The sequence below is a fragment of the Pseudolabrys sp. genome (assembly GCF_035943735.1).
GTDB lineage: Bacteria > Pseudomonadota > Alphaproteobacteria > Rhizobiales > Xanthobacteraceae > Pseudolabrys.
The window spans coordinates 1-13,941 of the sequence record NZ_DASZBV010000019.1; the positions used below are offsets into that span (position 1 = coordinate 1).

The 13,941-nt window shown below is 63.9% G+C and carries 16 protein-coding genes; 15 read left to right on the top strand and 1 reads right to left on the bottom strand.

Features of this window, described 5'->3' with window-relative positions; all coding sequences use genetic code 11:
• Positions 1 to 357 precede the first annotated feature (357 nt).
• The 5 genes from VGV41_RS12875 to VGV41_RS12895 all read left to right on the top strand — a co-directional run bounded on the left by VGV41_RS12875 (position 358) and on the right by VGV41_RS12895 (position 3,075).
• Positions 358 to 648 (top strand): type II toxin-antitoxin system RelE/ParE family toxin, encoded by a 291-nt coding sequence (locus VGV41_RS12875; RefSeq protein WP_326864236.1) that lies wholly within the window; start codon positions 358 to 360, stop codon positions 646 to 648.
• A gap of 1 nt (position 649) precedes the next feature.
• The gene (locus tag VGV41_RS12880) at positions 650 to 934 is read left to right on the top strand and encodes an addiction module antidote protein (RefSeq protein WP_326864237.1); all 285 of its coding nucleotides are present in this window, start codon (positions 650 to 652) and stop codon (positions 932 to 934) included.
• A gap of 158 nt (positions 935 to 1,092) precedes the next feature.
• On the top strand, positions 1,093 to 1,644 hold the full coding sequence (locus tag VGV41_RS12885) for a hypothetical protein (RefSeq protein WP_326864238.1): 552 nt from the start codon (positions 1,093 to 1,095) through the stop codon (positions 1,642 to 1,644).
• A 588-nt stretch (positions 1,645 to 2,232) separates the two neighbouring features.
• Positions 2,233 to 2,583: a DUF4258 domain-containing protein gene (locus tag VGV41_RS12890; RefSeq protein WP_326864239.1), complete on the top strand. Its 351-nt coding sequence runs from the start codon at positions 2,233 to 2,235 to the stop codon at positions 2,581 to 2,583.
• Between the two features lie 36 nt (positions 2,584 to 2,619).
• Positions 2,620 to 3,075 carry a helix-turn-helix transcriptional regulator gene (locus tag VGV41_RS12895; protein WP_326864240.1) on the top strand — a complete coding sequence of 152 codons (456 nt, stop codon included), beginning with the start codon at positions 2,620 to 2,622 and terminating at the stop codon, positions 3,073 to 3,075.
• 101 nt (positions 3,076 to 3,176) lie between these two features.
• Here the strand turns inward: VGV41_RS12895 and VGV41_RS12900 are convergent, their stop codons facing one another.
• Positions 3,177 to 4,109, bottom strand: a complete 933-nt coding sequence (locus VGV41_RS12900; protein WP_326864241.1) for an IS1595 family transposase — start codon at positions 4,107 to 4,109, stop codon at positions 3,177 to 3,179.
• Between the two features lie 133 nt (positions 4,110 to 4,242).
• On the opposite strand from VGV41_RS12900, the gene VGV41_RS12905 reads away from it, so the two are divergent.
• The 10 genes from VGV41_RS12905 (at position 4,243) to VGV41_RS12950 (ending at position 13,926) form a co-directional block, all read left to right on the top strand.
• Complete coding sequence (locus VGV41_RS12905; RefSeq protein WP_326864242.1) at positions 4,243 to 5,034, top strand: FadR/GntR family transcriptional regulator; 792 nt, start codon at positions 4,243 to 4,245, stop codon at positions 5,032 to 5,034.
• A 118-nt stretch (positions 5,035 to 5,152) separates the two neighbouring features.
• A complete protein-coding gene (locus VGV41_RS12910; protein ID WP_326864243.1) occupies positions 5,153 to 6,025 on the top strand; it encodes a hypothetical protein in 873 nt (290 codons plus the stop codon).
• Between the two features lie 397 nt (positions 6,026 to 6,422).
• Positions 6,423 to 7,592: an ABC transporter substrate-binding protein gene (locus VGV41_RS12915; RefSeq protein WP_326864244.1), complete on the top strand. Its 1,170-nt coding sequence runs from the start codon at positions 6,423 to 6,425 to the stop codon at positions 7,590 to 7,592.
• 201 nt (positions 7,593 to 7,793) lie between these two features.
• Entirely contained in the window at positions 7,794 to 8,657 is an 864-nt protein-coding gene (locus tag VGV41_RS12920; RefSeq protein WP_326864245.1) for a branched-chain amino acid ABC transporter permease, read from the top strand.
• 5 nt (positions 8,658 to 8,662) lie between these two features.
• Complete coding sequence (locus VGV41_RS12925; RefSeq protein ID WP_326864246.1) at positions 8,663 to 9,649, top strand: branched-chain amino acid ABC transporter permease; 987 nt, start codon at positions 8,663 to 8,665, stop codon at positions 9,647 to 9,649.
• Positions 9,646 to 10,401, top strand: coding sequence for an ABC transporter ATP-binding protein (locus tag VGV41_RS12930; RefSeq protein ID WP_326864247.1), 756 nt, complete (start codon positions 9,646 to 9,648; stop codon positions 10,399 to 10,401). Before VGV41_RS12925 ends, VGV41_RS12930 begins: the two co-directional genes overlap by 4 nt.
• A complete protein-coding gene (locus VGV41_RS12935) occupies positions 10,394 to 11,113 on the top strand; it encodes an ABC transporter ATP-binding protein (RefSeq protein WP_326864248.1) in 720 nt (239 codons plus the stop codon). Before VGV41_RS12930 ends, VGV41_RS12935 begins: the two co-directional genes overlap by 8 nt.
• 211 nt (positions 11,114 to 11,324) lie before the next feature.
• A complete protein-coding gene (locus VGV41_RS12940; protein WP_326864249.1) occupies positions 11,325 to 12,209 on the top strand; it encodes a polysaccharide deacetylase family protein in 885 nt (294 codons plus the stop codon).
• 67 nt (positions 12,210 to 12,276) lie between these two features.
• Positions 12,277 to 13,290, top strand: coding sequence for an ABC transporter substrate-binding protein (locus VGV41_RS12945; protein ID WP_326864250.1), 1,014 nt, complete (start codon positions 12,277 to 12,279; stop codon positions 13,288 to 13,290).
• 231 nt (positions 13,291 to 13,521) lie between these two features.
• On the top strand, positions 13,522 to 13,926 hold the full coding sequence (locus VGV41_RS12950; RefSeq protein WP_326864251.1) for a BA14K family protein: 405 nt from the start codon (positions 13,522 to 13,524) through the stop codon (positions 13,924 to 13,926).
• Positions 13,927 to 13,941: the final 15 nt, after the last annotated feature.

Genomic DNA, 13,941 nt, shown 5'->3' on the forward strand with positions numbered 1-13,941 from the left:
CGCCGCTCCTTCGTCGCCGCCGCGTACAGCCCTTGCTCCGTAGAGCGGCGGGCAGCCGGTCGTAATGCCGGCGGACGGCTGGCCAGGGCCTCCCGAGCGCAGGCTGTGCGTCAGCCTGCCCGCGGGCGCCGCATCGACCGATGCGGGTTTCCCCGCCTCGACCCGATGAGCGCGAAAGGCCGCATCTCCGGCCTCCCGTCCCACCGCTGCTCCACCCTCACAGCGCCCCATGACGGTGCCCCTGGCGAGCAGGACGACGCACGATAGACATATAGTCCGCAGCGAGTCAATAGTCCTACACGCAAGAATTTTTGCTGGCTTGCGAAACTGTAGCGTATACGCTACGTTGTTGCTGACATGCTGGAGGTTCGTCAGACCGACGAGTTTGCGGCGTGGCTTCGCTCCCTCGTCGATGCGCGGGCACGAGGCCGGATCGCCGCCCGCATCGACCGCATGGCGCTCGGCAATCCGGGCGATGTGGCGCCGGTTGGCGAAGGCGTGAGTGAAATGCGGATCCACTATGGCCCAGGCTACCGCGTGTACTTCATCGAGCGCGGCGCGGTATGCACGCTGTTGATCGGCGGCGACAAGTCCACGCAGGACGCCGACATCCGCACGGCCAAACAACTTGCGACAAGGGAGCGCTGACATGGCGCGTGAATTCGATTCTGCCAAATATCTCGACTCGCCCGAGGCGCTCGCTGCCTATCTCAGCGAGGCTTTCGAAAGCGGCGACAGCGCCTTCATCGCCCATGCCATCGGCAATGCGGCGCGGGCGCGCGGAATGACCGAGATCGCCAAGGAGGCCGGCGTCTCGCGCGAGAATTTGTATCGATCGCTGAACGGCGAAACCAAGCCCGAATTCGACACCATCATGCGCGTGCTGACGGCGCTCGGCGTGCAGCTCGAGGCGAAGCCGAAAGCGGCGGCGTGAGGGGCGCTGCGCTAATCCGCCCTCCGGGCTACGAAAAACAGTTGACCGGTACGGATGCGCTTTAAAGATACGAGATTATCCCTTTCGCATAGGCAACCCCTTCCCCTAGGCTTCACCATCTCCCTGTCTTGCATCTACCATCATGGGTGTATGGGTTAATGCATCATGCATCGACCCATTTTTCACTTGCCATGCAAGCTGGAATCCAGTACCTCCGGATGGTAACCCAAGGCCCGATTCCCATGGTCACCATTACGCACAATGACGACGACGACCTGCTGGCCATCCATGATGAGATGGCGAGCATGCTCGATCATAAACTCTCAGCAATGCCTGAATGGCGCACCTTCCGCCGCGTCGACCGCATGCTCTTGCGGCGGATCGGCACTGCGCCGGTAGCGGCGCCGGTTCAAGTCGCGCCGAAGATAGAGCGGAAGCGCATCCAGCCTGAACTGTTCGGCGATGCGCCTATCCCGTACATGACGCTGGCGGCTAACGCCCTGACTGAGACGGGCCAGCCAATAACCACCGTTGACCTTATGGACTACATCGGCAAGCGGCGGACAATTACCGGCGACCCGAAGAAAGCACGGATCGTAGTGCAGTCCTCGCTCAGCAAGGACGAACGCTTTCGGAGTATTCCTTGGAATGGCGGTAGAGCGTGGTGGTGGAAAAACCAGCCGCCACCGCAAAAGAAAACGGCGGCCTGACGGGGCCGCCGCTATCCCGTCTGCATCGGACCGTGTCCACCGTTGCAGAGGGCAGCCGGAGAGTCCGGCACGCTGGGATTATCCCAGCAACTCTCTCACCCGAGGGAGCAACTACCCGGCGGCAGGCACGGAAGGCCGCTGGGACTGGAGGTGAACCATGCAACCACCACCATGATTGCATGACCGTGGTGCGTCGTCGGGAAACCGGCGGCGCACTACACCTCACTACATACTAAGCCTTTGAAAAGATTGCAATAGTCGAGATTTCTAGAGTCGTTTTCGTCGCAAATTCAATGGCTTAGGAATCACCCGTGCCGCGCAAAAAGCAGAATGTCGAGCTGAGCGACGAGGAAGCCGAGCGGCGCGCCACGGAGGCGCTGCGGCGGGCGCTGACGACGCCATATAAGGCGCAAAGGGAAATGGTCGGCAAATCAGGTGCCCGCCAAAAGACCCCAGCAAAGGGGCCGATAAGGCCCCGGCGACCGTAGTCACGAAAGTGTGACATAAAAAACACGTTTTTTTCGGACCTTTACCCTGAACCCTTCATTGATTTGACATGACCTATCACCATGATAGGTCATGAGGGCAATGCTCGCCCTCCCGGAAATCTTGGAACCATGGACGCCCGCTCAGGCGACCGAGCGGATTCGGAGCATCGCAGCTGGTGAGTTCTACTTTTCGTACAAAAAGCATGCGCTCGATCAAATCGCTGAGCGCGGCCTCATCATAGGTGATGTGACGTATTTGCTTCGCAATGGGTTTGTGTACGAGCAGCCTGAAGAATCGACCCGGAAGCCGTACTGGAAATATCAGATGCAGTGTCGCACCCCGAACTCAAAAAACAGAGAAGTGCGGGTGGTAGTGATCCCGGATTGGAAAAAGAAGGGAGTCAAACTGGTGACAGTCATGTGGGCCGATGAGCCTCTTCACGGCGGATAGTTGCGTACAGAGTTTAAAGTAAGAAGGAAACCCACCATGCCCGCCTATCACTACAAGGAATGCGGCCTCGACAACGTGATGGTCGAAGGCATTCCGTGTCAGGATGATGATGGAGATGAAGTGGTCACGATTCACAATATCGCTGGCCTGCACCACACAATTGCTGAGGCGATTGTGGCGCATAAGGCCGGCATCAGCGGCAAGGAACTACGCTTCTTGCGGACCGAGATGGGCATGACCCAGGCCGAACTGGCGAAGGTTGTGCATCACGATACGCAGAGTATCGGTCGATGGGAGCGTGGCGAGATCCCAATTGAACCGAACGCCGACGCAATCATACGATTGTTGGCGGTGGAACGGCTCAACCTGAGCAACGGTACCGATAGTGTTGAAGGATTGAGTGGCCGTTGTGTGCCCACTGCCGCACCTCAGCAAATCCTTATCGACGGCCACGACCCCACGCATTACCGCGCGCTTGAATTGGCCGCGTAATCGATCCCCCTTGCTCGGAAGCAAGGGGGATCACCTCAATTCAAAACATTGAATCAAGTATGCTAATCAGCCTCCGCAGGTTGCGGATGGCTCTGGCGTGCCTATTCCGCTGAACGAGGTTGGCGGTACGTGAGACGCTTGCCGGCTGCACCCTTGATCGCAAGCGCCGCACGCTCCGTATCGTTCACGCCAAGCTTGGCGCGGTTGGAGTAGCGGAAATCGAACTCGTCCAAATAACGCTGTAGATGCTGCTCGCCGCAGTGCTGGTACGTTCCGCGCATGCCCCTCTTAAAGACCCCAAAGAAGCCTTCAACCGTATTGGTCGTCACGTCGCCGCGCGCATACTCACCTGAGCCGTGATGCACCTTTTCGTGGCTGACGAACGCGAAATTGTGCGCCATGCCTTCGTCGGTCATCAGGCGGCTTTTCGTTGAAACGTTGTCTCGCAGGATGCCGTGCAGGGTGGCGGTCTTGATGTCGTCCACCTTGAACGAGCGGGAGCGGCCATCGCGCTCGACAAGGCTGACAATTTTGCTTTTGCCGCCGTGGCCCGGCTTGCCCTTGCGACGGCCCTTCATCGGTCCGGTGTCTTTGTCCTTCGGACCCCAATAAGTCTCATCGCTTTCGATGATGCGGCCTTCACCGCCCATGGTGGTCGGGGCCGCGTCCCGCATAGCCTCACGGATGCGATGGGCCATGAACCAAGCCGTCTTGTAAGTCACGACGATGGTCCGATGCAGCTGGTGCGCCGACATGCCCTTTTTGCTCGACGCCATCAGCCGGAAGGCCAGCACCCACTTGTTCAGCGGGACGTGGCTGCTTTCCATGACTGAGCCGGTCGTGACCGTGAAAGAGCCGTCGCAGTTGTTGCAGTGAATCAGGCCGGGTCGGTGCTTGGTGCCATTGAGGCGATAGACCTTATCGACCGAGCCGCAGTGCGGGCACACCGGCCCATCCGGCCAGCGGATTTCCTCAAGGTGCTCGCGGGCCTTGGCTTCATCGGTGAAAACGGGATCGGTTAGGTTGATAGTCATGGCCTTGGCCCTTTCGATGGCCAAAACCTAGCACTAGCGGCTACCTATGTCAAAGGGATAATTCCGTTAAAGATAGTATCTTTACTATCGATAGAGTCCGGCTCATACTTTGGGCCTCACGAGGACCACGGCCATGCCGCGCGCGATCTCGAGGCCCCCGGTGACGATGAGCGGCGCGTTGACCGCGCGCATCATGTTTGCCGGCCGCTCGTCCTCGCTGTCGGTGCAGATCGTCAACCACGTCCGCGACGCGCTGTTCGGAAAGCAGCTCAAACCCGGCGATTTCCTCGGCACCGAGAAAGACCTCGCCGCGCAGTTCGGCACCAGCCGCATCGTCGCGCGCGACGCACTGCGCACTTTGGAAGCGCTCGGCATCGTCGAGATCCGCATGGGCAAGGGCGGCGGCGCGCGCATCGCCCACGGCAATCCGCGCCTGTTCGCCGAGGCGCTCGCGGTGCAGCTCGACCTCACCGGCGTCGGCGTCGCCGAGATCATGGACGCGCAGCGCGCGATCGAGACGCTCGCCGCCGAACTCGCCGCCGAGAACGCCACGGCGGAGGACGTCGCCCGGCTGCGGCTGCTGCTGAAGCATGCGGAGAACGTCATCGACGACCTCGACGCCTTCACGCGGCTGTCGCGCGATTTCCATCTCGCCGTCGCCGAGGCCTCGCACAACCGCGTCCTCGTCGTGCAGCTCATCTCGCTCGAACACGTGTCGTGGCCACGCCGCAACGTCACCGCCACGCCGCGCCTGGCGCGGCACATCCTCGAGATTCACACCAGGCTCGCCGACCTCATCGAGCTGCGCGACGCCGCCGCGGCGCGCACTTTGATGGACGAGCACGTCAAGATGATCCGCGCCCGGCGCGTCGCCGAGGGCGGGCATTCGCATGAAGCCCCCGAAGAGGGAGGTTCATGCTGTTGAAGTGCCGCAAACTCGGCGCGCCGACCTCTCCCTATGGGAGAGGTGAAGCGAGATCGCGGCAGAGCTCGAGACTCAAATCGCAACAACAAGCACGCTGAAACGAAAGGGAGAAAACACCATGGCCAAATTTCTGATCGAACCGCACTTCCGCCTGCAGGAATGGATCGCCGAGGAAAAGGACTACTTCCGCCAGGAAGGCCTGGAGTACGAATTCCGCGAGCTGATGCGCTCGACCGGCGGCAAGATCCACGACAAGGGCGACAAGGTCGGCGCCTATCAGTCGTTCGAGGAAGGCCGCAAGTCGAACGTCTCCTGCGCCTGCCACTGGACGGTCAACGTCGCCGCCTCGAACGGCCACGGCAAGATGATGACCGACGTCTATTCGGTGGCGCCGGCCGGCGTCTTCGTCGCGCCCGACTCGCCCATCAAGGAGCCGTCGCAACTGGCCGGCGTGCCGGTGTCGGTCGGCTACCAGTCGGGCAGCCACTATTCGACGGTGCAGGCGCTGGAGCAGTACCTCAAGCCGGAGGAGATCAACCTCGTCTATGCCGACGGCATGCTGTTCGCGCGCATGGAGAAGCTGTTCGAGGGCAGCGCGCCGGCGGTGCACCTGTTCGGCGGGCCGTATTACTTCGCCGAGCAGCTCGGCTACCGCAAGGTGATCGACTGCACCTTCATGATCGGCACCATGATCCACGGCGATCCCGATCCGGAAGACCTGCGCAAGTTCTTCCGCGCGCTGCGGCGGGCCCAGCGCGACCTCGACCTGCGCCCCGAACTCTATACGCACTACTACAAGAACGAATTCCCCGACCGCTTCCACGCCAGGATGGATACCCGCCGCTGGGGTCCCGGCGAGCGGCTGGTGTTCGAGCCCTACACCAAGGACGTCTACGAGGAGTCCTTCGAGTGGATCGCCTCCCGCGGCATCTTCCCGCAGGGCACGATGGGCGCCGGCCAGTACGAGAAGGCGACCTTGTCGCTGGCGTGAGCGCAAGGCGCCGCCGCCAGCGTGCGCGCCCCCTCTCCCCGCCCGAACTCGGGTTTGCCCGAGTTCGGCACTATCAAGCGGTCGAAGTCGGAAACATCCGACTTCGACCGGGGAGAGGGCTGGGGTGAGGGGGTTCAGGACTCAATGAGTTTGTAACCCCTCACCCGCCCGCGGCCATAGCGCGTCGAAGACGCGCCTAAACGCGCTTATGGCGCGGTCGACCTCTCCCTATGGGAGAGGTGAGGAAGGTGGGCCTCCCAACCATTCTCTGCCCACCCGGCAACCATACCGGTCTTGCCGCACTGCGGAATGACGCCGCGGCGCTTTTCTTTGCGCCTGCCATCATGCATTCTGTCCCCAACTTTGAAGAAACTGCATTTTACCGGGAGGGACAATCATGAAGCGCATTCTGTTGGGCGGCCTCGCCATGCTGGCGGCCGCCGGGCTTTCCACTGCGGCCAGCGCGCAGGGCACGATCAAGATCGGCGTCATCGCCGCCTATTCGGGCCAGTTCGCCGACACCGCGGCACAGATCGACAACGGCATCAAGCTGTACATGAAGCAGCACGGCGACACCGTCGCCGGCAAGAAGATCGAGATCATCCGCAAGGACACCGGCGGCCCGAACCCGGACGTCGCCAAGCGGCTCGCGCAGGAACTGGTGGTGCGCGACAAGGTCGACATCCTGGCCGGCTTCACGCTGACGCCCGAGGCGCTCGGTGCGGCCGGCATCGCCACCGAGGCGAAGAAGCTGCTGGTCGACATGAACGCCGCGACCTCGATCGTCACCGAGAAGTCGCCCTACATCGTGCGCACGTCGGTGACGCTGGCGCAGATCTCCGAGACCGCCGGCACCTGGGCCGCCACCAAGGGCGGCGTCAAAAAGGTCTACACCATGGTCTCCGACTATGGTCCCGGCCTCGACGCCGAAGCCGGCTTCCAGAAAGCGTTCAAGGCTGCCGGCGGCCAAGTCGTCGGCTCGGTGCGCATGCCGGTCGCCAATCCCGACTTCTCGGCCTTCGTGCAGCGCGCCAAGGACCTGAACCCGGAAGCGATCTTCATCTTCATCCCGGGCGGCGCGCAGCCGGCGGCACTCGGCAAGGCGTTCGCCGAACGCGGCATCGATCCGAAGAAGATCAAGATCATTTCGACCGGCGAGGCGGTGGACGAGACCGCGCTCAAGGCGCTCGGCGATCTCGGGCTCGGCCGCATCTCCGTCTGGCACTACGACTACAACCTGCCGTCGAAGACCAACCAGGCCTTCGTCAAGGCGTTCAATGCCGACTTCAAGCGCAACCCGGACTTCTTCGCGGTCGGCGCCTATGACGGCATGCACCTCATCTACGAGGCGCTGAAAAAGACCAAGGGCAAGACCGACGGCGACTCGCTGCTGGCCGCCGCCAAGGGCATGAAGTGGGAAAGCCCGCGCGGCCCGATCTCGATCGACCCGAAGACGCGCGACATCGTGCAGAACGTCTACATCCGCAGGGTCGAGAAGGTGAACGGCAAGCTGGTCAACGTCGTGTTCGACACCGTCAAGGACGTCAAGGACCCGACGCATAAGTAGGCGCAGGCGCGGCGCGAGCCGCGCCTCACCTCTCCCATTGGGAGAGGTCGGCCGCGCGAAGCGCGGACGTGTGAGGGGTTATGGCGACTGAGATTCAGTAGCCCCCTCACCCCAGCCCTCTCCCCAACGGGGAGAGGGAGCCTGCCCTGCACGTGGCAATCGCAGAACTTCAGCAACGATCAAGGCGACTTCGACCGCATCATGCTGCCTCCCGTCTTCGGAGTCCTGTTCGACGGCCTGGCCTACGGGATGCTGCTGTTCGTTTTGTCGGTCGGCCTGTCGGTGACGCTCGGGCTGATGAACTTCGTCAACCTCGCGCACTGCGCCTTCGCCATGCTCGGCGGCTACGTCACCGTCACCTTGGTCAACGACTATCACTGGCCGTTTCTGGCGACGCTGCCGGCGGCCTTCCTCGCCGCCGCAGCGGCGAGCGTGGTGTTCGAGCGGCTGCTCTATCGCCGGCTTTACCGCGCGACCGACCTCGACCAGGTGCTGCTGACCATCGGCATCGCCTTCATCTCGGTGGCGGTCGCCGCCTACATCTACGGCACGCTGCAGCAGCCGATCGAGACGCCGCATTTCCTGCAGGGCGCCGAGCACGTGCTCGGTCTCGACCTCGGCAAATACCGGCTGTTCCTCATCGCCATCGCGCTCATCGTGACGATGCTGCTCATCGCCGGGCTCGAATACACGCGCTTCGGCGCGCAGGTGCGCGCGGCGGTCGACAACCAGCGCATGGCGCGCGGGCTGGGCATCGACGTCGATCGCACCTTCGCCATGACCTTCGCGCTCGGCTCGGGACTCGCCGGCCTCGGCGGCGCGCTGGCCATCAACATCGTCGGCCTCGATCCGAATTTCTCGTTCACCTATCTCGTCTACGTGCTGATCATCGTCTCGGTCGGCGGGCTGGGCTCCATCGCCGGCTCGTTCGCCGCCGCCTGTCTCATCGGCGTGTCCGATATCGCCGGCAAGTATTACGCGCCCGAGCTCGGCGCCTTTATGATCTACCTGGTCATGGTGCTGGTGTTGATGTGGCGCCCCGCCGGCCTGTTCGGGAAGCGGTGAGCGCGATGAGCTCCACCGCGTCCGTGACCCCGCAGCAATATCTCGAGCGCCAGGGCCGCTGGCATCCGCTGGAGATCGCGTTCTGGCTGGCGACTTTGCTGCCTTACGTTCTCTTCCCCGACTACCTGTCGCTGGCGAGCCAGATCGCCGCCGCCGCGCTGTTCGCGTTGTCGCTCGACCTGATCCTCGGCTATGCCGGCGTCGTCTCGCTTGGCCACGCCGCCTTCTTCGGCGTCGGCGCCTACACCGCCGGCATCTTCTCGAAATACGTCTGGGGCGACGTGTTCTCCGGCCTGGTCGTCGCCGCGGCGCTCGCCGCGCTCACCGGCTGGGCCTCCAGTTTCATCGTCGCGCGCTTCCGCCATCTGACGCTGATCATGATCACCCTCGGCCTCGGCCTGCTGCTCGCCGAGGCGGCGAACCGCGCGCACTGGCTGACCGGCGGCTCCGACGGGCTGCAGGGCATGGCGATTGCGCCGATCTTCGGCGTGTTCAATTTCGATCTCTACGGCAAGACCGCCTACGCCTATTCGCTGGCGGTGCTGTTCGTGATGTTCCTCGCGGCGCGGCGGCTGGTGCATTCGCCGTTCGGGCTGGCGCTGCGCGGCATCCGCGAGAATTTCGTGCGCATGCCGGCGATCGGCGCGGAGAGCCGCGCTCACATCCGCACCGTCTACACGATCGCCGCCGGCATGGCCGGCATCGCCGGCGCGCTGATCGCGCAGACGACGCAGACGGTGGCGCTCGAGTCGATCGGCTTCCAGCGTTCCGCCGACGTGCTGGTGATGCTGGTGCTCGGCGGCGCCGGGCGGCTCTACGGCGGGCTAATCGGCTCGATCATCTTCATGATCGCGCGCGACCAGCTTTCCGGCATGGCGCCGCAGTACTGGTATTTCTGGATCGGCGTGTTGCTGATCACGGTGGTGATGGTCCTGCCCAACGGCATCCTCGGCGGCCTGTCGGTGTTGTGGTCGCGCTGGAGGAAGCGATGAGCGCGGCTGCGTTGGCGATGCGCGCGCTGTCGAAGAGCTTCGGCTCGCTGGCGGTATCGCGCGACATCACGCTCGATCTCCCGGCCGGCGCGCGCTACGCGCTGATCGGCCCGAACGGCGCCGGCAAGACGACGCTCATCAATCTCGTCACCGGCATGCTGGCGCCGGACTCCGGGCAGATCTTTCTCGGCGGCGAGGACGTCACCGATCTCGAGCCGCAGGCGCGCGTGAAGCGCGGCCTGGCGCGCACCTTCCAGATCAACACCTTGTTCGCCGGATTGAACCCGCTCGAGGCGGTGACTTTGGCCGTCTGCGAGCGCGAAGGCATCGCCCGCCGCTTCTGGCAGCCGCTCGCCGCGAACGGCGCGGCGATCGACGAGGCCTACGAGATCCTGCGCAAGCTCAAGCTCGCCGACGTCTGCTACCAGATCACGCGCGAACTGCCCTACGGCCGCCAGCGGCTTTTGGAGATCGCGCTGGCGCTGGCGACCAGGCCGCGCGTGCTGCTGCTCGACGAGCCGGCCGCCGGCGTGCCGCCGGAGGAATCGGGCGACATCTTCGAGGTGGTCGCCGGCCTGTCCGACGAGCTCAGCGTGCTGTTCATCGAGCACGACATGCACATCGTCTTCCGCTTCGCCACGCATATCATCGTGCTGGTCGCCGGCGCGGTGTTCACGCAAGGGTCGCCGAAGGAGATCGCCGCCGACCCAGCCGTGCGCGAAGTCTATCTCGGGACGCGCAAGCATGGCTGAGCCGCTGCTCAGATTGGAGGGGGTGACCGCGGGCTACGGCAGCGCCACAGTGCTGCACGGCGTGTCGCTGGAGATCCCCGAGCATGGCAGCGTCGCCGTGCTCGGCCGCAACGGCGTCGGCAAATCGACGCTGCTGCTGACCATCATGGGCTACACGCAGATGCGTGCCGGCCGCATCGTCTGGCGCGGCCAGGACGTGTCGCGGCTGGCGCCGAACAAGCGCGCGCTCGCCGGCATCGGCTGGGTGGCGCAGGAGCGCGAGATCTTCCCTTCGCTCTCGGTCGAGGAGAACCTGACGGTCGCGGCGCGGTCCGGCGCCTGGACGCTTGCGGGCATCTACACGATGTTCCCGCGCCTGTCCGAGCGCCGCCGCAACATGGGCAACCAGCTCTCGGGGGGCGAGCAGCAGATGCTGGCAATCGCCCGCGCGCTGATGACCAATCCGTCACTCCTCCTGCTGGACGAGCCGTTCGAGGGGCTGGCGCCGGTGATCGTCGAGGAGCTGATCAAGGCGATGACGTTGCTGCTGTCCGACCGCAAGATCGCCATCGTGCTGGTCGAGCAGCAGACCGACGTGGCGCTGGAACTGACGCGCGACGCCGTCGTGCTCGAGCGCGGCGCGGTGGCGCACCGCGCACCGTCGACGGAGCTCGCGCGCGACACGGCGACGCTGGAGCGGCTGGTCGGCTTGCGCGTGGCGGCGAGCGCGTGACAAAATTTCCTTTCTGACGCCGGCCTCTCACTTCCCCCTCCCCCCACGAGCTGTTGCGAGTTGTGGGGAGGGGTCAGGGGTGGGGGGGGCGAACTTGCTCCGCGCTTTTGAGTATCCCCCCACCCCGGTTTGCAATCGCAAGCGATTGCAAACCGACCCTCCCCACCGCTTCGCGGGGGGAGGGAAAGAAGACAGTGCAAGGACTCTTGCGATGCCCAATCCCATGATCCCGCGCGAACGCGCCGACTACTCCGCCATCGTCGACCGCCCGCCGCTGAAGCTGCCGGGCAAGGCACGCATCGTGTTCTGGACCATCGTCAATTACGAGGTGTGGGACATCCATAAGCCGATGGCGCGGCAGGTGCTGCCGGCGCCGACCGGCATGGCCACCACACCGGACGTGGTGCATTGGGGCTTCCACGAATACGGCATGCGCGTCGGCTGCTGGCGCTTCTTCGAATTGTTCAAGCGGCTCGGCATCCGCCCGACGCTCGCCGCCAATGCGCGCATCTGCGAGGACTATCCGCGCGTCGCCGAGGAAGCCCGCACAAACGGCTGGGAGTTCATGGGCCACGCCTACGAGCAGGGGCCGATCCACAAAGAAGAAGACCAGGCCGGCATGATCGCCCGCACCATGGGCATCATCACCAAGTTCGCCGGCAAGAAGCCGGTCGGCTGGCTCGGACCGGGCCTGACGCAGACGATGGAGACGCCGGACCTGCTCGCCGCCGCCGGCATCAAATACATCGGCGACTGGGTCTACGACGACGAGCCGACCACGATCCGCACCGCCAACGGGCCGCTGGTCACCCTGCCCTACACGATGGAGCTCAACGACATTCCGATGATGCTGGTCCAGCATCACCAGAGCGATTACCTGTTGAAGCGCACCATCGACCAGTTCGACCGGCTCTACGCCGAGAGCGAGACGCGCGCCAAGTTCTGCGCGCTGGCGATCCATCCGTACATCAGCGGCCAGCCGCACCGGATCAAGTATCTGGAGCAGATCTACGACTACGTGAACCGCCATGCCGGCGTGCTGCACTGGAACGGCGAGGAAATGCTCGACTGGTACGGCGGAGTTGCCAAGGGATAGAGCGGGCGATAGCGTTGGGCCGCGTCCCAAAAGCATAAAAAGCGCGATTTTCCCGGGAGGAAAACACATGCGTAGCAAGACGATTTTGCGCGCCGTGCTCGGCGCGGCGCTGGCTGCCGCCCTGCTCACGCCGGCGCTGGCCGCCGACAACGAGATCCGCCTCGCGCAGCAGTTCTCGATGGGCTACCTGCAGCTCAACGTGATGCAGCACGAGAAGCTGATCGAGAAGCACGCCAAGGCGCTCGGAATTCCCGACGCCAAAGTGTCGTGGTTCAAATTCAACGGCCCGACCGCGGTCAACGAGGCGCTGATCTCCGGCAATGTCGACATCGGCTCCGGCGGCGTGCCTGGGCTTTTGACGCTGTGGGCACGCACCAAGGGCACGCCGCAGGAGGTGCGCGGCATCTCGGCGCTGTCGTCGCAGCCGTTCCTGCTCAACGCGAAGAACCCGGCGATCAAGACCATCGCCGACTTCAAGGACTCGGACCGCATCGCCGTTCCCGCCGTGCGCACCTCGGTGCAGGCGATGACGCTGGAGATGGCGGCGGCGAAGCAGTGGGGCGACAAGAACTTCGAGAAGCTCGACCCGCTCACCGTGTCGATGACGCCGCCGGACGCCACCGTGGCGCTCCTGAAGGGCGGCGCGCAGATCACCGCGGCGTTCAGCGTGCCGCCGTTCCAGTTCATGCAGCTCGAAGACAAGGACGTGCACACCGTCCTCAACTCGTACGACGCGATGGGCGGGCCGCACACCTTCACCGCCATCTGGACGTCGAAGAAATTCCGCGACGGCAATCCGAAGATGTATCGGGCCTTCGTCGCGGCGCTGAAGGAGGCGACCGACATCGTCAACAAGGACAAGCGCAAGGCGGCCGGATACTGGATCGAGGACTCGAAATCGAAGCTGCCGCTCGACAAGGCGACGGCGATCGTCTCCGGCGCGCAGGTGCACTGGACCATGGTGCCGGAGAACACGATGAAGTACGCCGACTTCATGGCGAGCGTCGGCCGCATCAAGGTGAAGGCTACGTCGTGGAAGGATTACTTCTTCCCCGAAGCGGACGGGATGAAGGGGAGCTGAGGGCGTTTCTTCCCTCTCCCCGCATTGCGGGGAGAGGGTGGCGAACGCCGGCGTCAGCGCGTTTGCGCGCGGCTTCGACGCGCTCCGCTTGCCGCGGTCAGCATAAAGACCTCACACCGCTTGATCTGCATCAACATCGCTCGATTGGTCGCATGGCATAGCTCATCGATCCAACCCATTGCGCCAAATGCCCGCTGAAGACAGCGGACCGCATGGGACAGGAGAAATGCCATGACAATTCGGTCTTTTACTATCGCCACGGCGTTGCTCGCAATGAGCATTGCGCCGGTCGCGAACGTCGCATCGGCGATGCCGATCAGCAAATCCGTCGCCGCTGATCGTTCTGCCGCGGCCAATATCCAGACTGTGCAATATCGCCATAGAGGCGGCCACGGACATTACCGCGGTGGCGGAGGTGGCGGCGCCGGTGTGGCGGCAGGGCTCATCGGCGGCATGATCCTGGGCGGCATGCTCGCAGGCCCCCGCTATTACGATTACGCCCCTGGCCCGTACTATGGCCCGGGTTACTACGGCGGCGGTGACGCGGTGGGCTACTGCATGCGGCGGTTCAGGTCCTATGACCCGGGCAGCGGCACCTATGTTGGTTATGACGGCTACCGCCATCCGTGTCCGTGAGCGGACAGCGACGTC